This is a genomic window from Alienimonas sp. DA493 (assembly GCF_043951915.1).
GTDB lineage: Bacteria > Planctomycetota > Planctomycetia > Planctomycetales > Planctomycetaceae > Alienimonas.
The window spans coordinates 1-19,860 of record NZ_JBINJD010000094.1; the positions used below are offsets into that span (position 1 = coordinate 1).

The 19,860-nt window shown below is 72.3% G+C and carries 16 protein-coding genes; 10 read left to right on the forward strand and 6 right to left on the reverse strand.

Annotated elements, in window-relative coordinates:
• The first annotated feature begins 100 nt into the window (after positions 1-100).
• Entirely contained in the window at positions 101-895 is a 795-nt protein-coding gene (locus ACG2DA_RS14505; protein WP_395256502.1) for a hypothetical protein, read from the forward strand.
• Positions 896-922: 27 nt separating this feature from the next.
• On the opposite strand, the gene asnB is transcribed toward ACG2DA_RS14505, so the two are convergent.
• Together asnB and ACG2DA_RS14515 are read right to left on the reverse strand one after the other, a co-directional pair.
• Positions 923-2,938: an asparagine synthase (glutamine-hydrolyzing) gene (gene asnB, locus ACG2DA_RS14510; protein WP_395256503.1), complete on the reverse strand. Its 2,016-nt coding sequence runs from the start codon at positions 2,936-2,938 to the stop codon at positions 923-925.
• Positions 2,938-4,056, reverse strand: a complete 1,119-nt coding sequence (locus ACG2DA_RS14515; protein ID WP_395256504.1) for a glycosyltransferase — start codon at positions 4,054-4,056, stop codon at positions 2,938-2,940. Before ACG2DA_RS14515 ends, asnB begins: the two co-directional genes overlap by 1 nt.
• Positions 4,057-4,208: 152 nt before the next feature.
• Between ACG2DA_RS14515 and ACG2DA_RS14520 the strand changes: the two genes are divergently transcribed.
• The 3 genes from ACG2DA_RS14520 to ACG2DA_RS14530 all read left to right on the forward strand — a co-directional run bounded on the left by ACG2DA_RS14520 (position 4,209) and on the right by ACG2DA_RS14530 (position 7,216).
• Entirely contained in the window at positions 4,209-5,084 is an 876-nt protein-coding gene (locus ACG2DA_RS14520; protein ID WP_395256505.1) for an alpha/beta fold hydrolase, read from the forward strand.
• 39 nt (positions 5,085-5,123) lie between these two features.
• Positions 5,124-6,140: a YdjY domain-containing protein gene (locus ACG2DA_RS14525; protein ID WP_395256506.1), complete on the forward strand. Its 1,017-nt coding sequence runs from the start codon at positions 5,124-5,126 to the stop codon at positions 6,138-6,140.
• A 149-nt stretch (positions 6,141-6,289) separates the two neighbouring features.
• A complete protein-coding gene (locus tag ACG2DA_RS14530) occupies positions 6,290-7,216 on the forward strand; it encodes a DUF1571 domain-containing protein (protein WP_395256507.1) in 927 nt (308 codons plus the stop codon).
• Between the two features lie 39 nt (positions 7,217-7,255).
• Here ACG2DA_RS14530 and hemQ read toward each other — a convergent pair whose 3' ends face one another.
• The 3 genes from hemQ to ACG2DA_RS14545 form a co-directional block, all read right to left on the reverse strand.
• Positions 7,256-8,068: a hydrogen peroxide-dependent heme synthase gene (hemQ, locus tag ACG2DA_RS14535; RefSeq protein ID WP_395256508.1), complete on the reverse strand. Its 813-nt coding sequence runs from the start codon at positions 8,066-8,068 to the stop codon at positions 7,256-7,258.
• Positions 8,069-8,194: 126 nt separating this feature from the next.
• Complete coding sequence (locus tag ACG2DA_RS14540) at positions 8,195-9,034, reverse strand: sugar phosphate isomerase/epimerase family protein (RefSeq protein ID WP_395256509.1); 840 nt, start codon at positions 9,032-9,034, stop codon at positions 8,195-8,197.
• A gap of 67 nt (positions 9,035-9,101) precedes the next feature.
• Positions 9,102-9,767: a hypothetical protein gene (locus ACG2DA_RS14545; RefSeq protein ID WP_395256510.1), complete on the reverse strand. Its 666-nt coding sequence runs from the start codon at positions 9,765-9,767 to the stop codon at positions 9,102-9,104.
• Positions 9,768-9,913: 146 nt separating this feature from the next.
• Between ACG2DA_RS14545 and ACG2DA_RS14550 the strand changes: the two genes are divergently transcribed.
• The 5 genes from ACG2DA_RS14550 to ACG2DA_RS14570 all read left to right on the forward strand — a co-directional run bounded on the left by ACG2DA_RS14550 (position 9,914) and on the right by ACG2DA_RS14570 (position 16,180).
• On the forward strand, positions 9,914-10,798 hold the full coding sequence (locus ACG2DA_RS14550; protein WP_395256511.1) for an NAD(+)/NADH kinase: 885 nt from the start codon (positions 9,914-9,916) through the stop codon (positions 10,796-10,798).
• A gap of 165 nt (positions 10,799-10,963) precedes the next feature.
• Entirely contained in the window at positions 10,964-11,878 is a 915-nt protein-coding gene (locus ACG2DA_RS14555; protein ID WP_395256512.1) for a hypothetical protein, read from the forward strand.
• Positions 11,879-11,974: 96 nt separating this feature from the next.
• Entirely contained in the window at positions 11,975-12,901 is a 927-nt protein-coding gene (locus tag ACG2DA_RS14560) for a DNA integrity scanning protein DisA nucleotide-binding domain protein (protein ID WP_395256513.1), read from the forward strand.
• Between the two features lie 121 nt (positions 12,902-13,022).
• Positions 13,023-15,002: a hypothetical protein gene (locus ACG2DA_RS14565; protein ID WP_395256514.1), complete on the forward strand. Its 1,980-nt coding sequence runs from the start codon at positions 13,023-13,025 to the stop codon at positions 15,000-15,002.
• Between the two features lie 50 nt (positions 15,003-15,052).
• Positions 15,053-16,180, forward strand: a complete 1,128-nt coding sequence (locus tag ACG2DA_RS14570; RefSeq protein WP_395256515.1) for a glycosyltransferase family 9 protein — start codon at positions 15,053-15,055, stop codon at positions 16,178-16,180.
• 28 nt (positions 16,181-16,208) lie between these two features.
• On the opposite strand, the gene ACG2DA_RS14575 is transcribed toward ACG2DA_RS14570, so the two are convergent.
• On the reverse strand, positions 16,209-18,713 hold the full coding sequence (locus ACG2DA_RS14575; protein WP_395256516.1) for a G8 domain-containing protein: 2,505 nt from the start codon (positions 18,711-18,713) through the stop codon (positions 16,209-16,211).
• Positions 18,714-19,269: 556 nt separating this feature from the next.
• On the opposite strand from ACG2DA_RS14575, the gene ACG2DA_RS14580 reads away from it, so the two are divergent.
• A complete protein-coding gene (locus tag ACG2DA_RS14580) occupies positions 19,270-19,815 on the forward strand; it encodes a hypothetical protein (protein WP_395256517.1) in 546 nt (181 codons plus the stop codon).
• Positions 19,816-19,860: the final 45 nt, after the last annotated feature.

Genomic DNA, 19,860 nt, shown 5'->3' on the forward strand with positions numbered 1-19,860 from the left:
CGGCGCCGGCGCAAGCTGACGGCCTAGACCCGCAGCGCGCGTCCTGGCGCCGCGGGGCGCTGCCCTTGCACCCCCGGCCGTTCGCCGGTTCCGTACGCCGATGCCCCCACCGCCCCCCCGCGAACGACCGGCCGACGCCGCGGTTCGCACCGTGCTGATCATGGGGGCGAGCAACGTCTCCCTCGGCCTGCGACCGATCCTGCGGAGCCTGCGGGGCGGTCTGGAGGGGGAGTTGAACGTGCTGATCGCCGCGGGGCACGGCCGTAGCTACGCGGACCGCACCGTCACCTTCGGGCGGAGCCTGCCCGGCCTGCTGCGGTGCGGGGCGTGGACGGCGTACGCGAACCGGCCGGCCGGGCCGCCGCCGCTGGTCTGCCTGACGGATGTCGGCAACGACCTGCTGTACGGCCACCCGCCGGCGACGGTCGTCGGCTGGGTCGCCGCCTGCCTCGACCGGCTCGGCCCCGATGCGGAGGTGGCCCTGACGCTGCCCCCCAGCCGGCGGGCCGCCGCCCTGCCGGCGTGGCAGTACCACACCGTCCGCGGCCTGCTTTTCCCCGGCCGCGACCCGCTGCCGTGGATCGAGATGCGGCGGCGGGCGGACGAGCTGCACGACCGCCTGTCGGCGCTCGCGGAGAGCCGGGCCGTCAAGCCGCTCGAACCGCCCGCGGAATGGTACGGACTCGATCCGATTCACATCCGCCGCTCCCGTCGGCGGGAGGCGTGGGAGCACATCTTCTCCGGCTGGCGGTCGTTCCGGACGGAGGGCGAGGCGGCCCTGCCGTACGTGCCGCCGGTCTGGGGGCGGGCGGAGCAGGTGCGGGTGTTCGGCCGGACGCGCAGCACCCCGCAACCGGTCTGGCGCCGCAACGGGCTGAGTCTGTCCCTGTTCTGACCGGGGGCGACGGCAGCTCGGGGGGGCTCAGAGCAACTCGTCCAGCGCCGTCGGGGCGGCGGCGGGGACGGCGGCGGGATCGAGCCACGTACGGCACCAGATCTCCAGCATGAGCAGGCACCAGAGGCGGGCGGAGTGATCCCAGCGGGCGGCGGCGTGCTCCTCGATCAGCCGCCGCACCGTCTCCGGCCGAAACCAGCCGCGGGCGAGGGTCCGCTCGCTCAGCAGTACACGGTCCAGCAACGGCCGCAGTTCGCCGCGGAACCACGGCCCCAGCGGCACGCCGAAGCCGGTTTTGCGGCGATCGAGGAACCCGGCGGGCAGCCTGGCGAAGTCTTCCGACCACGCCGCCGCCTTGAGCGGCCACTTCGCCCGGCCGCCGCGAACCTTCAACGCCTGCGGCATCTCCGCGGCGAGTTCGGCGACGCGGTGATCCAGCAGCGGACTGCGGGCCTCCAACCCGACGGCCATGCTCGCACGGTCCACTTTCGCGAGGATGTCCCCCGGCAGATAGGTGAGCAGGTCGGCGCAGGTTGCGGCCCGCACCTGCCCCTCGACGGAGCCGTCGTCGCAGCCGCACTCGGCGAACGCCGTCCGCAGATCGGCCGCAGCGTCGTCGGTCAGGCGGGCGCGAAACTCCGGCGTGTACAGGGCGTCCCGCGTTTCCCGATCGAAGATGCCGATCCACCGCAGGTAGCGCTCGTGCGGCGACTTGCCGAGTTCCGCAGCGAAACGTTTGGCCCGCCGCATCAGGCCCTTCTGCTCCACCCCGGCCGGCAGGCGTTGCCAGATGTTGGCGGCAATGAGGGCTTTGAGCGGGGCCGCCCGGTCGAGCCGGGCGGCGAGCCGGACCGCGTCGTAGCGTTCGTAGCCGCAGAACAGTTCGTCGCCGCCGTCGCCGGAGAGGGCGACGGTGACGTGCCCGCGGGTGTGCTCCGACAGCGCCAGCGTGGGGATCGCGGAGGAGTCGCCGAACGGTTCGTCGTAGTGCCACGCCAGCCGCGGCAGGGCGGCGAGGGCGTCCGGGGCGACGCGGAACTCGCGGTGCTCCGTGCCGAGGGTCTCCGCCGCGGTGCGGGCGTGCTCCGACTCGTCATAGCGTTTCTCGGCGAAGCCGATGCTGAAGGTCTTCAGCGGCCCGGCGCCGGCCTCCCGCAGCAGTTTCTGGGCGACGGCGCAGATGACCGTGCTGTCCACGCCCCCGGAGAGGAACGCCCCCAGCGGCACGTCGCTGCGAAGCCGCAGCCGCACGGCCTCCTCGACGCGGCGGCGGGTCTCCTCCAACCAGTCCTCCGCCGTCTCCAGGCCCGCCAGCGGCGTATGGAACGCGCCGTCGACGCAGGCGTTGCCCGCGTACGGCGGGCGCCAGTAGCGATCGACGTCGACCGCTCCGCCCCGCCAAAGCAGCCGACGGCCGGGCGGCAGCTTTTCGTACCCCTTCAGGATGCAGTGCGGGTCGGGCACGTACTGGTAGGCGAGGAACCGGTCGACCGCCGCCGGGTCGACCTCCCGCGGGGCGCCGTCGACCTGCAACAGCGCCTTCAACTCGCTGGCGAACAGCAGCCGGCCCGGTTCGCGGCGGAGGAACAGCGGCTTCTGCCCGAGCCGGTCCCGGGCGAGCAGCAGCGCCCCGTCCCGCGGATCGAAGGCGGCGAAGGCGAACATGCCTCGGAAATGGCCGACGCAGTCTCGCCCGACCTGGGCGAAGGACCGCAGCAACACTTCCGTGTCGGAGCCGGACGTGTACGGGCGGCCGTCGGCGAATCGATCGCTCAGTTCGCGGTAGTTGTAGATCTCCCCGTTAAAGGCGACGCGGCAACCGGTCGCCGGGTCGGACATCGGCTGCCGGCCGCAGGGGGTCGGGTCGAGGATCGAGAGCCGCCGGTGCCCTAACGCGACGCCGCCGCCGGAGGGCGTTCCGCCGATCCAGACGTCTGCATCGTCCGGGCCGCGGTGGCCGAGGGCGTCGGTCATCGCCCGCAGTTCCCGCTGGGAGACCGGAGCCGCGTCCGGCTCCCAGATTGCCCCGACGATTCCGCACATCAGGCGGCCGCCGTTTCGGCCGGCGCCGCTTCGCCCAGCGTCTGCCGGTACAGGGACTCGTAGCGGTCGATCATGTTGTCCACGGAGAATTCCGTCCGCATCCGCTCCCGGGCGGCGCCCCCGACGCGGCGGCGGAGGTCCTCGTCGCTCAGGACGCGGTCGGCCCATTGGCTGAGGCCCAGCGGGTCGTCGACGTCCACCAAAAAGCCGGTTTCGCCCTCGGTCACCAGTTCCCGGTTGGGGGGGATGTTCGTCACGATCGGCACGACGCCGGCGCTCATCGCCTCCATCACCGTGTTGGACTGCCCCTCGTATTCGCTGGCGAGCCAGAGGGCGTCGGCGTTCGCGATGATCTGGCGGGCGTCGGTCCGGTGGCCGAGGAACCGGGTGCGGTGGGCGTGGTCGTACCGTTCCGCCAGACGCTCGCACCGGGCCCGGAGCGGGCCGTCGCCGATCAGCAGGTGCACGGCGTGCGGGTTCGCCTGATGGAGCAATTGGAAGGCCCACACCAGGTCCTCCGGCCGCTTCTGCGGGGCGAACCGCCCGGCAAAGACGACCGGCTGGGCGTCCTGCGGGAGGTGGAGCGATTCGAGCAGCGCCGCCCGGTAGGACGGGTCCGGCGGCAGCGGCTCCACCCCGTTGGGGATGACCGTCAACCGGTCGACCGGGACGCCCTGGGCCGCGACGTAATCGACGACGGCCCGGCTGTTGCCGACGATGCGCGCCGTGCGGCCGAGCAGCCGGCGGTCGACGGCGTGTTGCCAGCCGCCCTTCCAGCGGTCGACGCAGCGCTCGCCGACGATCACCGGCCGTCCGGCGCTCGCCAGCCGGGCGTAGGCGTTCGCGGTAAACATCCAGCTGTGGATCAGGTCCGGCTTCCAAGTCTTCACGATCCGCCGCAACCGGGTCAGGCAGAGCGGGTCGAACTTCAGCGACTTGTTCAAGACCGTCAGCGGGACGCCGGCGTCCTTGAGCGTCGCGGCGTACGGCCCGCCGCGGGTGAGGGCGACGGCCTGCACGTCCCAGCCGCGGGCTTTCAGCCCGGCGTTGAGCAGCGCGAACTGCTTCTCGGCCCCGCTGCCGTCGAGGGTGGCGATGACGGACAGAACGCGTGGCACGGTGCGGTCGATTCCTCGCGGCGGTCGCCGGGATTGAGAACTAGGCTGGGAAAGAATAGCCGAATCGTCCCGCCGCCCCGAACCCGCCGTTCCCCCTGCCGGTCCCCCACCCCCCGAACGCCGAGGAGACATGGCCGGACGAGCCGCCCGCCGTGCGGGCGTCGCGGGCGGCGCTGGGGGAATCGGCCGTGCTGCGGGTGATCGCCTCCGACGGCGCTCCGCTGTTCTGCCGGCGGTACGACCCGCCGGGGGCGGTCCGCGGGGCGATCGTGGTCTGCCCCGGCGTCCGCAGTCATTCGGGGTGGTACGGGTGGAGTTGCCGCCGCTGGGCGGAGGCCGGTTGGCGCGTCTGGTTCGCGGACCGTCGCGGCGCCGGGGCGAACGGCGGACCTCGGGGCGACGTGCGGCACGCGGAGCGCCTGCTGACGGACGTGCGGCACGTCCTGCACGCGGCCCGCCGGACCGATCCGCGAACGCCCGCCGTCCTGTGCGGAATCAGTTGGGGCGGCAAGCTGGCGGCGACGGTCGCCGCGGAGCCCGGGCGGTGCGACGGGGTGATGCTGCTCGCGCCCGGACTCCGGGCCCAGGTGCGCGTCGGCCGGTTGCGGGGGTGGTTCGTGACGACGGCCACGGCGCTGGGCGGCGGACGGGCGCCGGTCCGCATCCCGCTGGAAGACCCGCGGCTGTTCACCCGCGACGAGGCGTTCGTGCGGTTCATTGAACGCGACCCGCTGGCGTTGGATGCCGTGACGCTGCGGTTCACAACCGCCTCGCTGGAGCTCGATCGGCGGGCGGACGCGGCGATCGAACGTCTCTCCGTGCCCGTCCTCACGCTGCTGGCCGGTCAGGACGAGATCGTCGACAACCCCGCCACCCGCCGCCTGCTGGGCCGCTGCGGGTCGGCCGACGCGACGGTCCGTCTCTTTCCGGCCGCCCGGCACACGCTGGAGTTCGAGCCGGACCGGGCGGCGATCTTCGACGAGGCGACCGCGTGGTTGCAGCCACTCTCCCCGGAGCGGATCGGGTAGACTGACCCGCCGCCCCCTCCGGAACGCTCGGGAAGTTCGATGCTCACGCCGCTGCTCGCCGTCCTCCTCGCCCAGCCGGCTCCGCCGGAGGACGCGGCGATCACCCCCCCGCCGGCGCCGGCGTCGGTCCCCGCCGCCGCAGAATTGCTGAACGGCGCCGTTCCGCTGAACGAGGCGGGCACCGTGCTGCTGGACCGGGAGAACAAGCGGGCGGTGATCAAGGGCGAAGTCTGCCTGCGGTCCGGTCCGCTGGAGATGTTGCTCTGCCTGCCGCAGACGAAGGAGCACGAGTCGATCCTCAAATACGAGGGCGACGCCCGCACGCTCCACGCGGCGCTGGTGGCGGCCGGAATGCAGCCCGGCGAACCGGTGACGTTCGACCCGGAGTTCGCTCCGCCGAAGGGGCCGAAGCTGAACCTCACCCTGTATTGGACGGACGCCGAGGGCGTCGCCCGCCGCGTGGACGCCCGGGACTGGGTGCGGACCAGCACGGATAAGTGGTACGAACGGGACCTCGCCGCCCTGCCGCCCGGCGTCTCCCTGCCGGAGGACCTGGAACTCCGCTACGACGCCCCGAACACCGACCTGCTCTGGTACGGCCGGATGAGCGAGGCGGAGCGCGACCGGGCCCTCGCCCTCTCCAACGACGGCCAATTTCAGGAGCACATCCGCTCCTTCTACGAGGAGAGCCAGCCCCGCCCGCTGACGGCGGACTTCGTCTTCGCCGGCAGCTTTCTGTACGACAAACCAGTCGCCTACAACGCGGAGGGCGAGGTGACGGAGACGGTCCGCACCTACGCCGCGGAGGGCGGCGAAGTGGTTTGCGTGGCGAACTTCCCGGCCGCGACGATCGATATCGCCGAACGCAGCAGCGCCGAGGGGGAGAACGTGCTGTACGAAGCCGCGACCGAGCGTATCCCGCCGATCGGCACGCCGGTGATCATCACCTTCGAGCAGCGGCCCGAGCCCGCCGCCGCCGACGGGACGAAGCCGACGGCCCCGCAGCCGCCGAAGGAGGAAGCTGCAACGGAGGTTCCCGGGGCGACGGGCGACTGATTGTGCGGGTCGCCGGGTCCGGGGGATTCTGAAGGTGATGCGGGGCGAACCGCGACTTCTGGACGCGAGCGGCGGCGGGGTCGATGCTGTGGGGCGGCCCGCGGCTCTCTGTCGCACTCCGCTCAGCCGTCTCCCCGACCGAGCCGTTTATGCTCCGCCCCCTCCCCGTGCTCGGTTCGTCCCTGCTAATCTGCGGGGTCTGGTCGCTCGTCTCCGGGGCCGTGCCGGAGGCCCCCGCGGCGCCCAATAACGGGGCGGCGGCCCCCGAGGCCGCCGCGGCGCCGGCGTCCACGGAGGAACTGCTGCGGGTGGCGTCGGCGGAGGCGAACCCGCGGCTGTTCTCCCGCAACGAGTCCCCGTCCACGCGAGCGCTCCGCCGCAGCGTCGAACTGCTGCGCGACGGTTTGCAGCGCCTGAGCGACACGCCCGCCTACACCGCGACCTTCGAGAAGCGGGAGGTCGTCGACGGGGTGCTGCTGGACACGCAGGTGATGGACATGACCCTGCGGCACGAGCCGTTCGGCGTGCACCTCGCCTGGGTCGCCGGCCAGCGGGGCCGCACGCTGCTGTACGAGGACGGCCGCAACGACGGCGAGATGCTGGTGAACCCCGGCGGCTGGAAGGGCCGGCTGACCGGCACCCTGCGGCTCGACCCGGAAGGCTCGCTCGCCATGCGGGAGGCCCGCCACCCGGTGACGAAACTGGGGATCGGCGAACTGGCCGCCACGCTGCTGCGGTACCGCCTCCGGGAACTCGCCGCCGGCAGCGACGTGACCTGCACCCTCAGCGACGGCCACGAACACGACGGCCGCCCCGTCTGGCGGAACGAATTGGAGTACGCCACCCCGGAGTCCGGCGGAGAGTTCCGCCGCTCCGTCGTGCTGATCGATCAGGAATGGAACCTGCCGGTTCAACTGGAAACTTACGGTTGGCCCGTCACCGACGTCCCCGCCGACGAACTGGACCGCCGCACGCTGACCGGCGGGTACGTTTACACGAACGTGGACTTCAACCGTTTCAGCGAGGACGACGCGCTCGACGACCTCGCCGCGCTCACGGGCTTTCAGATCAAGTAGCTATGGCCGTAAGTCCGGAGCGCCAGCTCCGGCCGTCGGTCAGAGCCGGACGTGCTTGAGGCACTCCTCGGCCGGCATCACGTAGCCGACGTAGAACGGGCCGAACTCCGCGTAATTCGCGCTCGCGGCGTCGAATCGCATCGTGTAGACGATCTCCTTCACGTCCTCCGGCGAGCGGGCCCATAGCGTCACGCCCCACTCCCAATCGTCGAAGCCGGTGCTGGCGGTGATGAGCTGCGAAACCCGCCCGGCGAACTTGATGCCGCTGGTCGCGTGCTCCGCCATCAGCTCGCTCCGCTTGGAGAACGGCAACGTGTACCAGTTGGCGTGCGGATCGCGGATTTTGTTCATCGGGTAGAAACAGTGCGCCGGCATCGCCGGGAACTCCGGCGTGAGCCGCTGCACGTTCATTGCCGGCAGCCGCTTCTCGTAGCCGGCGACGCGGGCCTTGTAGCCGGGGCTGTCCTCGCCCATGCCTTCGCGCTTCAGCCGTTCGGCGAACTGCTCCACGGTCGGCACGTATTCGCTCACCTCGCTGATCGAGACGAACGAATAACTCGGCCGCAGCGCCTGGCCCGCGGCGGCCCGGACCTCCTGCAACACGGCGTCCAATCGCAGCGGGTCCGGGTCCATCGTCATCACGCCCAGATCCGCCCGGTGGCCGGTTACGGCGAAGGTTTGCAGCCGCTGGGGGGCGTGCTCCGCCTCCGGGTTCAGGGCGGCGAGCAGGCGGTCGCGGTCGATCTCGTGCCGGCCGGGCTGCACCTGGAAGTAAGCGTGCAGACAGTGCCAACCGTCCTTGGTGCGGATCGTCGGCGGGGGCAGTTCGCGGGCGGGGGGACGGCCGGACATGGACGTGGTGGGTTACGAGAGGACTTGAACATCGTAGGGTCCGCTGTGCGGACCGCTCAGGGCTGACGCCGCGTAGAGCCGGCGGATGCCGGGTGGGGACGGTCCGCAGAGCGGACCCTCCGCCACTCAACCGGCGTGCTTCTTCATGAAGGCGAGACCGTTGACGGCCAGGTGCTCCTCGGAGGGGAACATCCGCCGCCAGATCTTGGTGGGCTCCGCCAGCTCCGGCATCGCCAGGCCGAACGCCTCGATGACCAGCCAGCCGTCGTAGCCGATCTCCTTGAGGGCGGCGAACGTTTCTTCCCAGCGCACCTGTCCCTCGCCGGGGGTGCTGCGGTCGTTCTCGGAGATGTGCACATGCCGCAACTGGCCGGCGACGTGGCGGAGGGCGGCGGCGGGGTCCTTCTCCTCGATGTTCGCGTGGAACGTGTCGTACATGCAGCCGAGGGCCGGCTTGTCCACGGCGGCGGCGAAGTCGGCGACGTCCGTCTGCGCGTTGAGGAAGTAGCACTCGAAGCGGTTCACCGCCTCCACGGCGACGGTCACGCCGACGCTCTCGGCGTGCTCGGCGACGGCGGAGAGCGTCTCCACGGCCCGCTTCCATTCCTCCTCGGTTCGGCCGGAGCCGCTGAACTCGCCGAGGACCGAATGCATCGGGCCGCACAGCGTTTCCACGCCCGCCGCGGCGCAGCAGTCGAGGATCGTCTTGAGGTGATCCACCGCCGCGGCCCGAACCGTCTTCTCCGGGGAAATCGGGTCCGCCTCCGGCGTGCAGACGGTCACGGCGGTGCGGGCGAGGCCGGCGTCGTCGCAGAGCTGGCCCAGGGTCTTGCCCGTCGCCTCGTCGCCGGAGAACAGCGGCAGCTCGGCGCCGTCGTAGCCCCACCGCTTCACGTCGGCCAGCAGGGGGGCGTGGTCGGCGGTCACCTCCGGCGTCCAAAGGAGCAGGTTCAGACCGTATTTCATCAGGGGGCGAGCGGCGGGGAACGGCGGGCGCGCATTCGTCGGGGGAACGCAGCGTCGGGAGGTCGCCTCAGCGCGGCAGCGCTGCGGGCGGCCAAGCGTAGCGGTCCGGCGGGAGGAGTTCGAACCGCCGCCGATCCACCGTCGTGCGGGCCTCCGCCAGTACCGTGACCGCCGCGTCCGGCAGCGGGGTCAGGCCGACGCGGCGGCAGACCTGATTCATGCGAAACAGCAGCCGGGCCGAATCGGCGTAGTCCTCAAGAAACCGGCTGTCGCAGAACCCGCGGACGATCTTCGCCAGCCGGTCGGTCCCGCGGGGGTGCAGCCGGTTCACCAGCGCCTCCGCCTCCTCCGGGTCGACGGCGTTCATCGCCTCGTAATACCGCGGCAGGCAACCGGCCGCCCGCTCGCGGAGCACGTCGTCCAGCAGCATCTCGGCGCCGATGTGGCCGAGGAATCCGCTGCGGAACCCGTCGCCGGGGCCGAACGTCTCCCGCAGCGTGACGCCCAATTGGGCCGTCACCTCCGCGAAGGCCCGGGTGGAGTGAAACCAGCCGTCGTCGTGGAGGTGCCGGCGGACGCCCTCGCAGAAGGCGGTCAGGCGGGGGTCGGCGTCGAACACCAGCAGGCGTTCCCGCAGCCGGACGGAACGGTCGGCGACGCTCAGCAGGTCCGGCACGCCGGTTCCCAAGACCCGCAGCGGTTGGAGGGCGTCCCCCTCCCCGAGCAGGGGCACGGCGTGGGCGAGAAAATTCAGGGTGAGCGTCCGACGGGAGGGCGGCGGGGGAGCCGTTTCGGCGAGGCATTCTTGAGGCTTGCCCCGCGGCGGTCCACAATCCGCCGCCTCCTCCGTCCGCTCCGTTCGTCTCTCCGCCCCGGCCCGTGCCCCACGCCGACCCCCTCCGGCTGGTCGTTCTGGCCCGCGACGGCAGCGATCGCGTGCGGTCTGCCTGGCGGGAGGTCCGGGACTTTCTGGAGAGCCGCGAGGACGTCGAACTGCTCGCCGCCGCCCTGGACGAGGACCTCGACGAAGCCCCGCCCGGCACGGAGATGGCCGTCGTGCTGGGCGGCGACGGGGCGATGCTGCGGGCCTCGCACATGTTCGGCACCCGGCAGGTCCCGCTGTTGGGCGTGAACCTCGGCCGGCTGGGATTTCTCGCCGACCTGTCCCCGCAGGAGTTCTTCGACCGCTTCGAGGACCTGTCCCACCGTGCCTACGAAATCCGCGAGCACCTGATGTTCCGCGTGCGGCTGCGTCGCAACGGGGAGTACGTCCACGACGAAACCGGCGCCGGCGGGGAGGAGGGCTTCCTCGGGCTGAACGAACTGGCCGTTAGCAGCCGGACGCTGCACATGATCGAGGTCCGGCTGGAGATCGGCGGCGTTCCCGTCACCACCTACAACGGCGACGGGCTGATCGTCAGCACCCCGGTCGGCAGCACGGCCCACAACCTCTCCGCCGGCGGGCCGATCCTGCGGCAGGACCTACGGGCCTTCGTCGTCACGCCGATCTGTCCGCACACCCTCACCGTCCGCCCGCTGGTGGACGTGGCGGACGCCGTCTACACCCTCGCCCTGCAGAACGACTGCGACGGGGCGACGGCCACCGTCGACGGCCGCACGCGGCTGCCGATGTCCTGCGGCGACGTGCTGGAACTCTCCGCCGCGGAGGTCGCCTGCCCGCTGGTCAAACTGCCGGGGGCGAACTTCTACGCCGCCCTGCACAACAAGCTCGGCTGGGGCGGCCAGCCTCGCTATCGGCGATAGGGGGTTGAAGGGAGCAGGTTGAAGGTGGAAGGACGCGAGGCGGCGGCGTTCACTCGCCCACCACGTGTCACCTGCAACCTTCAACCGACTCCCTTTCCCCTTCCCCTGCTTTCGGGGAACTGCTACGCCCCCCGGGCCGTTCCCTCGCGCCCGGAGCTTCCCGCCGTGACCCCGCTGCTGCTCGCCGCCCTCTCCCTCGTCCCGCTCGCGGACCCGGCTGGCGGAGAGACGCACCTGCTCCGCTACAAGTTCGAGCCCGGCACGAGCCTGCGGCACGAGATCGCCACCTCCGCCACGATCGACAGCCTGCTGCAGGGCACGGCTCAGATCGTGCAGAACTCTGGCAGCACGGTGCAACGGATTGACGTGCTCCCCCTGCCCGCCGACGCCCCGGAGGGGACCGCCGGCGTTCTCCGGGTGCACAGCGAAAAGGTGAAGCTCTCCGCTCAGTTCGACGCCCAGCCGCCCACCACCTACGACAGCGAAAAGGACGAACCGGTCGCCGACGGCTATCAGGCCGTCGATCAGGTCGCGAAAGCCCCGCTCGGCGAGCTGACGGTCTCCGAATTGGGCGAGGTCACCCACGCCGTCAGCCTGCTGCCCGGCATGGAGCAGGTCGACTCGAAGAAGGTCACCGAAGGCTACCGCGACCTGTTCCCCAGCCTGCCGGCCGAGCCGGTGGCCGTGGGCGCCGTCTGGGACGAATCGCTGACCGTGCGGGTGCAGGAGGGCAAGCTGCTCAAGCCGTGGAAGCTGCGGCGGCGCTCGACGCTGGAGAAGGTCGAGGACGGCGTCGCCACGATTGCGGTGACGATCACCCCCCTGCCCCCGCCGACAGACCCGGTCTTCCAAGAGCAACTGGCGATGAAGTGCCCCTCCGGCGTGGTGGAGTTCGACGTCGAAAAGGGCCGCATTCTGATGCTGCGGGCCGATGTGGACGCCGAGATCGTCGGCTTCCGCGGCCCCGGCGGGCTGCTCAAGCTGAAAAGCTCGCACGTGCAGAGGCTGGTCGAAAGCGGCCCGACGGAAACGCTCGCCCCCGCCCGCACCGCCTCGTCGGACGTCGCCGAGATTCGGTAATCATGGGCGTAACGCTCTGTCGGCACGCCGCTTGCAGCGGGCCCGGGGCGACGTAGACTGGGGCTCCGCCCGCCGCGCCGCCCGTCCGCCCGCTCGATGCCCCCGGTTTCCTCGCAGGATCGCGATCTCAGCTTACTGAAGGCGGCGAAGCGGGCGGCGTTGGACGCCGGCAGCGCCCCCGTGCTGGCGCTCATCGACACCGCGCCGGACTTCGGGGCGTGGACCGATCTGCTCAAGCGGACCCGGTTGATCATCGCGTCGGACCGGCCGGTCGTCCAAAAGGCCGCCCGGGACGCGGAACTGCCGGTCGTGGCCCTGCAACACGAGCCTCAGACCCGGCAGACGCAGCTCTCGCAGGCCCTTTTGGAGGCGATCGCCGACGACCTGCTCGCCAGCGGGGACACCGTCGTCTGCCTGTATTCGCTGTTCGAAAAGCACGGCGTCGATTCGCTGTCGGTCGTCAGCCTCGCCGATCACCTGTCCCGCCTCACCTCCCGCGACCTGCGGCGGCTGGACACGCAGGTCCCGCTGGAAACCCTGCGGCAGGTGGTCGATCTGGCCGTGGAGATCGGCCACGAGGGCCGCGAGGGGAAGAAGGTGGGCGCTCTGTTCGCCGTCGGCGACCACGAACGGGTGATGGCGCTCAGTCACGAGCAGGTCCACGATCCCTTCCGCGGCTATTCACGGAAGGACCGGATGATCCGCAACCCCCGCGTGCAGGAGTCGATCAAAGAGATCGCCCAGATGGACGGGGCCTTCGTCGTCGGCTGCGACGGCCTGATGCACGGCGCCGGCCGGAACCTGAACGCCCCGGCGGAGGGGCTGACGCTTTCGAAGGGGCTCGGCTCCCGGCACTGGGCGGCGGCGGCGATGTCCAAGGTGACGGACGCGATCCTCGTCGCCGTCAGCGAGTCCACCGGCACCGTCCGCGTGTTCCAGAACGGCCGGGTCGTGCTGCGAATCGAACCGGTGGACCGCGGCCTGCGGTGGAGCGAACTCCACACCGAGCCGCCCTCCGAGTGACCGCCGCAGCCTTCCCGTTCCGGGACCGCCCGCGGAAGCCGGGTTCCCCCCGACGCCGCGGGGATGCTATTGCGGGCGCGGAGCACTTTTCCTCGGTCCGGCCGGCAGGCACGACGACACCATGGGCGCGGCAATCCTCAAAGCGGGCGGCATGACCACGGCGCTGGTGGGCGGGGCGTTCGCCCTGTTCCAGGCGAACGCCGCGGTCGAGGGCTCCCTCGCCGCCGCCGCCGCCCCGCAACCGGCCGCCGCCGAGGATCCCTTCGCGGACGGCGCCGACGACTTCGGCGAGGATCTCGGCGGCAGTCCGGAGGCCGCGACGCTCGACCCCGGTTGGTTCGAAAGCGCCCCGGCCCCCGCGTCGCCGCCGCCCGCCGAGCCCCCCGCCGCCGCCGCCGAGTCGGCCTTCGGGGACGAACTGTGGGAGGAACCGCCGGCGGAGGCCGAGCCCGCCCCGCCGCGGACCGAACCGGCGGCGCCCGCCGCCGCTCCGAACGCCCGCCGCATCGACGTGACCTCGAAGCCGCCCGCCGGCGATCCGTTCAGCGAACCCGCCGGGCAGCCGGCCGCGGTCGACTTCGATTTCGACGCTTGGGTCGATCCGCCCGCCGCCGCGGGGCCCACGCCCCCGCCGGCCGAGGCCGCCTCCGCCGAGCCGGCGCCGGTCGCCGCCACGCCGGCGCCGATGCCGTCGTCGGATCGGCTGGAGTTCGACGACCGCCGCCCCGCCGACGCGGCAGTGCAGCTCCGCGTGCGGAAGGACGCCCCGCCGGAGGCCCGGCCGGGCGAATCGTTCGTCTACACGATCGTCGTGCAGAACGTCGGCGAGACGCCGGCCCGGGCGGTCTCCGTGGAGGAACCGGTCCCCGCCGGCGTGACGCTGGAGGGCACCGACCCGCAGGCGGACCTGCTCGGGCAGACCCTCCGCTGGACGCTGGGCGACCTGCCGCCCGGCGGCGAGCGGTCGCTGAACGTGAAGGTGATCCCCACCGTCGCCGGCACCGTCGGCAGCGTGACGGCGGTGCGGTGCGACCTGACCGCGGCCGCCCGCACCGCCGTGCTGGCCCCGCGGTTGAGCGTCGCCGCCGCCCCCGCCGGTCCGGTGCGGGCCGGGCGGCCGTTCGACCTGCGGATCACGGTCTCGAACGTCGGCACCGCGGACGCCGCCGCGGCCGCCGTCCGCACGGTGCTGCCGCCGGGCGTCTCCCACGCCAGCGGGGAGCGCGACCTGGTCTACGACCTCGGCCTGTTGAAGGCCGGGCAGACGCGGGAGGTCACGCTGACCGTCGCCGCGGACGCCCCCGGCCCGGTCGACTTTCAATGCGAACTGACCGGCTCCGGCGCCGCCCCCGCGGCGACGGTCGCCGCCGTCGAGGTGGGCCGCCGACAGCTCACGCTCACCCGCAACGGCCCCCGCACCCGCTTCCTCGGGCGGACCGGGGAGTACAGGAACGTGGTGACGAACGTCTCCGACGCCCCCGCCCCCCCGGTGACAGTGGTCGAGACGGTGCCGACCGGCATGAAGTTCGCCTCCGCGACCGCCGGCGGCCGGTTCGACGCCGCCGCCCGCACCGTCTCCTGGGAGGTGCCCAGCCTGCCGCCGGGCCGCTCCACTACGCTGGGCGTCACCCTGGAAGCGGAGGCCGAGGGCCAGCTGGACAGCGTCGTCGCTCTGCGAACCGGCGGCCGCACCGAGGCGGAACTGGCCTCCGCGACGGAGGTCCGCGGCTACACGGCAGTCGCCCCGCGGATTGAGGGCCTGAACGGGCCGCTCGCGGTCGGGGAGCGGGTCGCCGTGCTGGTCACCCTCAAAAACACCGGCACCGACGCCGCCAGCGGGCTGTTCGCCGACATGAACCTGCCTCCCTCGATGCGGGCTCTGCTGTACGATGGGCAGGGGTTGGAGGCGGAGGCCACCGACCGCGGCGTCCGGCTGACGCCGACGAAACCGCTGGCCCCCGGCGAGACGATCACCGCCGAGGTGCTGGTCGAGGGCGCCGCCGCGGGCGGGGGGGCGATCGAACTGATCGTCTCCGCCGACCACCTGCCGGAGCCGGCGCTGCGTTCCGAACCGGTTCGCGTGTACGCCGACGCCGAATGACCGACGCCGCCCCGCCGCCCTCCCCCGAGTCCCCCGCCCCGAGTCCGTCCGTGTCCCGTCTCGCCCGCGTCGCCGCCGCGCGGGTCTGCGTGATCAAACCCAGCGCGCTGGGGGACGTCGTGCAGGCGATGCCCCTGTTGCGCGTGCTCCGCCGCCGCTTTCCGCGGGCGGAGATCACCTGGGTGATCGCCTCCGGGCTGTCGGACCTCGTCCACCCGCACCCGCTGGTGGACCGGGTAATCCGGTTCGAGCGTCGCGGCGGCTGGCGGGACTGGCGGCGGCTGCTGGGCGAACTGCGGGTCGCCCGGTTCGACCTCGTCTTCGACCTGCAGGGCCTGGCCCGGACCGGGCTGATGACCGCCGCGACCGGGGCGCCGGTGCGGATCGGGCTGGAGAGCGCCCGGGAGGGGGCCTCGCTGGCGGTGCACCGCACGATCCCGGACAGCGGCCGCCGGATGCCGGCCCACGCCCGCTACTGGCGGGTCGCGGAGGAGTTGGGGCTGGGCGAGCAGGACCGCTCGACGCCGATCGCCGTCTCCCGGTCGGACGCCGCCTTCGCCGCCAGCGTGCTGCCGGCGGGACGGCTGAAGATGGCTCTCGTGCCCGGCGCCAAGTGGGTGACGAAGCGCTGGCCGCCGGAGAAGTTCGCCCGGCTGGCGGTGACGGCCTTCCGCAAGACCGGCGCCCTGCCGGTGGTCGTGGGGGCGCCGGACGAGGTCGATCTCTGCGGCGAGGTGATGCGGACGCTCCTGCGGCTGGCCCCCGGCTGCGGGGCGATCAACCTCGCCGGCGGGACGACGTTGCGGCAGCTCGCCGCCGTGCTCGCGGGCTGCGATCTGGCCGTCTCCAACGACACCGGCCCGATGCACCTCGCCGCGGCGGTCGGCACGCCGGTGGTCGGCATTTTCACCTGTACCGATCCGATTCGCAGCGGCCCGCCGGGACCGCGGCACGAACTCGTGCAGACCGCCGTCGCCTGCGCCGGCAGCTACAAGAAGCAGTGCCCGATCGCCGGCGCCGGGCGTTGCGCCTGCCTGGAGGACGTGCAGGTCGCCGCCGTGTGGGAGGCGACGATCCGCTGCCTGCGGAAGAACGGCTTGATCCGCCCCGCCGGCCCGGCGAAGACGGGCAGGACCGGCGCCGAGCCGATCCTGCTGCCGTTCCGGCACGCCGCCTGATCCGCGGGCGGGTCGCAGGCCGATCGGTTCAGGGGGCGCCGGCGACGTAGTCGTCGCAGCGGACGACGCGGCTGGAGTTGCCGCCCTGCTCCACGAGCACGCCGAATTGTCCGGCGGCGCCCCGCAGGTCGCGGTTGTGGAGCGCGTCCGTCTCCAGCGTCCATTCGGCCGGCTCCGCCGCGTCCGCCGGCCACAGCTTGGCCTGCAGGACGACGCCATGGTCGACCTCCCGGGCGATCAGGCGCAGCCGATAGTCCGTCTTCGCCTCGACGACGACAGGATTGTCCGCCCGCTTAACGACCTTCGTCGCGCCGCCGATGCGGCGGAACGCTTCGAGCGTCCGCCGATCGCCCGTGCCGACTCGTACGCCGCAACAGCTGTCGGCGTCGCCGTTCCAGCGGGCGATCAGGCCGACCCGCGGCACGTTCATGCTGATCTGAAAGGTGACCGCCTGCTCCACGTCGGCGGCCGTCTCCGGCGTGGGCGAGAGCAGCACGACGCCCCCCTCCCCCGCCGACCGCACCAGCCCCCGCCCCTCCTCCACGGAGACCTGCGGCCTCGCCCCGCCGAGTTCCACCACCGTCCACCCGTCGCCCCAGCCGGCCTCGGCGGGTGCGTCGAAGGCCTCCCCAATCGACGGGACCGCCGTCGCGGCCGGCGTCGGCGTGTCCGGTCTCGGCAAGGCGGACCGGCGGGCGTTCCACTCCGCGACGGGCTCGCCGAAGTCTCCGTTCGGCCGATGCAGTTGGAACGCCGGGCCGTCGGCCGGTTCGACAGTGAGCAGCGTGTCCGGGTGCAGGTTCTCGTTCAGCCGGAACTGGGGCACGTCGTCCGGGAACCGGCAGTGCACGAAGTCCACCCAGTCCCGCTTCGCCTTCGCCGCGGGACCGTCGTAGGTGAAGGCGACGGCGACGTCCGTCACGCCGTCGACCGTGCATTCCTCTACCCAGGTCGGCTGGCCCGGCGGCGGCTGGTGCTTGACGAACTCCAGCCCGTAGCGGGTCACGCCCGCCCCCTCAATCCGCAGCCGCTCGAACCGCAGTTGCTTCGAGGAGCCGGAGACCGCGTGCACCTGCACCCCGGCCCGACCGTTTCCGTGCAGGACGGAGTCGCGGTATTCGTAGGAGTTGCTGTAGGCGCCGTGCTCCAGGCCGTTGTCGGCGTTGTGGTAGGAGAGGAACGGCCCGACGCGGTGCCGCTCCGCGTTGTTCTGCCAGACGAATAGCCCGTCCTGCTTGTTGTTGTGGGCGACGCAGTTCGTGAACTCCCACACGGAACCGGACTTCTCCGGCCAGAGGAAACCGCTGGCGTCGTTGTTGCCCCGCACGCCGACGGCGACGCAATCGACGATCGCGTTCCGCTCCCCGTGCCGCAGGTTGAACCCGGTCAGGCGATAGCCGCGGAAGGCCGGGTCGGCCCGGAGGAAGGAGGCGACGCACCGCTCCCAGCGGCCGTCGTGCGATTCGTTCCCCGGGCCCGGATCCCACCAGTAGGCGTCCTCCCAGACGTCGTGGCTCACGCAGCCCCGCAGGGTCACGCCGTGGCTGGCGTGCGGCACGAAGGCTCGGTTGCCGCTCTCGTGGACGACTACGTTCTCGACCAGCGTGCCCCGCGACCCGTCCCCGCAGTGGTGAAAGTGCACCGGATACCGGCCGAGCACGCTGTGGGTGACGCCGCGCGCGTCCGGCGGCGTCCGCGGCCCCATCTGCTCGAACGCGACGTTGCGGAGCGTCTGCGGGGCGTCGGTCATGAACAGCGTGTGGGCCCGACCCTCCGCCGTCCCCCGCAGCACAATGTTGCGGGTGAGGTTCAGGGCCTCGGCCGTCCACGCCCCGTTGACCTGCGGGTGGGGGTGCGTCAACGGTTCGCTGAGGGTGACGGCGTTGCCGTCGATCCGCTCGACCCGGACGTCGTCGTACCCGGTCCAGCAGGCGGCGCCGGCGGCGGGGGACTGCGTCGGGGTGAGCACGAGGCGATCGCCGACCCGCCACCCGGCGGCGTCTTCGACTTCCAGCACGGTCGCTCCGGCCTCGGCGGCGCCCCGGAGCCGGGTCCAGGGGGTGCGGTCGGCGCCGACGGCGTCCAGCCGGCCCTCGCCCATCACCCACAGCCCGACGTCGCTCGCCACCGGCGACATCCCGCCGCCGACGAATCCGGATTCGTCCACGTCCAGGAAGGTCACCGTGTGCCGCACCGCCGCGGAGGCGGGCCGCAGGGCGAGCCGGCCGTACAGCAGCAGGTTTCCGCGGAGTCGTAGCTCGGCGGTCGTGTCGGCGTCGAACGTCAGTTCGCCGTCGACCTCGACCCTGCCGAGCGGAGGGCTGGCGGGGAGATCGAACGTGACGGCGATCCCGTCGCCGATCGCCACGTCGTCTCCCTCGCCCGGCGCCGCCCCGTCGGCCCAGATGCTTGGATCGGACCAATTCCCCGACCGCCGCGCCTCCCGCTCCGCCGCCCCCGCGGCCGCGGGAAGCCCGACGGCGAGCAGCCCTGCGCAGACGGCAGCGGCGAAACGCGTGCGGGCCCGAATCATGGCAAGAGCGGCCTAAGAGGAAATCCAAACGGCCGGAGCGGCCCCCGCCTCCGGCCCCACAAGAATCCAAGACTACCGATGCGTCCGCCGCAAACAACCACCTCCGCCACGAGCACCTCTCAAGAAATCAACCGTAGACGCCAGCCCGATTCACGAGCGTTGCGTTCGCCAAAACTGCGGGGCCCTTCCGCACCAACGGCCCGCGACGAACCTCACCGGTCGTCGTCCTCCGCCCTCACGCCAAAAACAACCGGCGGACGGATATCGGACCGCAACTTCCCACAGCGCCGGCAGAACAAGACCGGCAGAACGAAACAGACACAATCGAGGCGAACGCCCCGCCGTCCCGCCCCCCACCGCTCCGCCAATCGGCCTGGCGAAGCGAATGCCCCCACTAGGGGCAGAACGTGGCGACGCAAACCCCGAGAAACGTAGGGCGAACGGCGATTGCCGAACGGGCGGCGACGCAAAATCCGACGCAATCGGCCCCGATCTCGCCCGGATCGTCGCCGCGTGGCCGACGCTGCCGGAGCCGGTGAAGGCCGGGATGCTCGCGATGGTCGCCGCCGCCGCCCCGCCGGAGCCGGTGAAGCTGCTCCCGCCGATGGACCCCCGGGAGCAGGATCGGGGAGCGAAGATCAACCAACACGCCCGCCCCGTCGTCGGGCCTGAAGGCCCCCGCCCCCTGCACCTGCTCCACATTGCGGGCCTCGCTTTTCGTGCGAGCATCGGCCCGACGCTCGCCCTGCTACCGGACGGCCGGCGGTTGCGGCTCGCGGAGTGCTTCGGGCACGCCCCGGCCCGCCGGCTGATTCGCGGCGTGGTCCTGATCCCGACCGACCCGGACGGCCCCCGCTGGACGGTCGCCGCCGTCAACCCGCACGACTGCACGGTCACGGTCCGCCCGCACCTGCCACCGGGCCTGCTGGCCGACATGACGGTCCCGGACCCTGACGCCCCCGGCGGTCGGGAAGCCCTCGCCGCCGTCTTGGCCGCGGCCCTCGCCCCCCTGCCGGTGCCGGCCCACGCCGACGAGCACTACCCCCTGCGGCGCCGGGGCCCGTGGCAGAACCCGCCCCTCCGTTCGGAGGTGCGTTCTTGAACCCTTGGAACAGGATTCGGGTAGCTCCCCCGCCGTCGCCCCGTC

Bases quoted from the DNA above. Each gene is read 5' to 3' on its own strand.
- ACG2DA_RS14560 (WP_395256513.1), top strand. From the start codon at position 11,975: ATGCCCCCGGTTTCCTCGCAGGATCGCGATCTCAGCTTACTGAAGGCG.
- ACG2DA_RS14565 (WP_395256514.1), top strand. From the start codon at position 13,023: ATGGGCGCGGCAATCCTCAAAGCGGGCGGCATGACCACGGCGCTGGTG.
- asnB (WP_395256503.1), bottom strand. From the start codon at position 2,938: ATGTGCGGAATCGTCGGGGCAATCTGGGAGCCGGACGCGGCTCCGGTC.
- ACG2DA_RS14540 (WP_395256509.1), bottom strand. From the start codon at position 9,034: ATGAAATACGGTCTGAACCTGCTCCTTTGGACGCCGGAGGTGACCGCC.
- ACG2DA_RS14580 (WP_395256517.1), top strand. From the start codon at position 19,270: ATGGTCGCCGCCGCCGCCCCGCCGGAGCCGGTGAAGCTGCTCCCGCCG.
- ACG2DA_RS14530 (WP_395256507.1), top strand. From the start codon at position 6,290: ATGCTCCGCCCCCTCCCCGTGCTCGGTTCGTCCCTGCTAATCTGCGGG.
- ACG2DA_RS14575 (WP_395256516.1), bottom strand. From the start codon at position 18,713: ATGATTCGGGCCCGCACGCGTTTCGCCGCTGCCGTCTGCGCAGGGCTG.
- ACG2DA_RS14505 (WP_395256502.1), top strand. From the start codon at position 101: ATGCCCCCACCGCCCCCCCGCGAACGACCGGCCGACGCCGCGGTTCGC.
- ACG2DA_RS14525 (WP_395256506.1), top strand. From the start codon at position 5,124: ATGCTCACGCCGCTGCTCGCCGTCCTCCTCGCCCAGCCGGCTCCGCCG.
- hemQ (WP_395256508.1), bottom strand. From the start codon at position 8,068: ATGTCCGGCCGTCCCCCCGCCCGCGAACTGCCCCCGCCGACGATCCGC.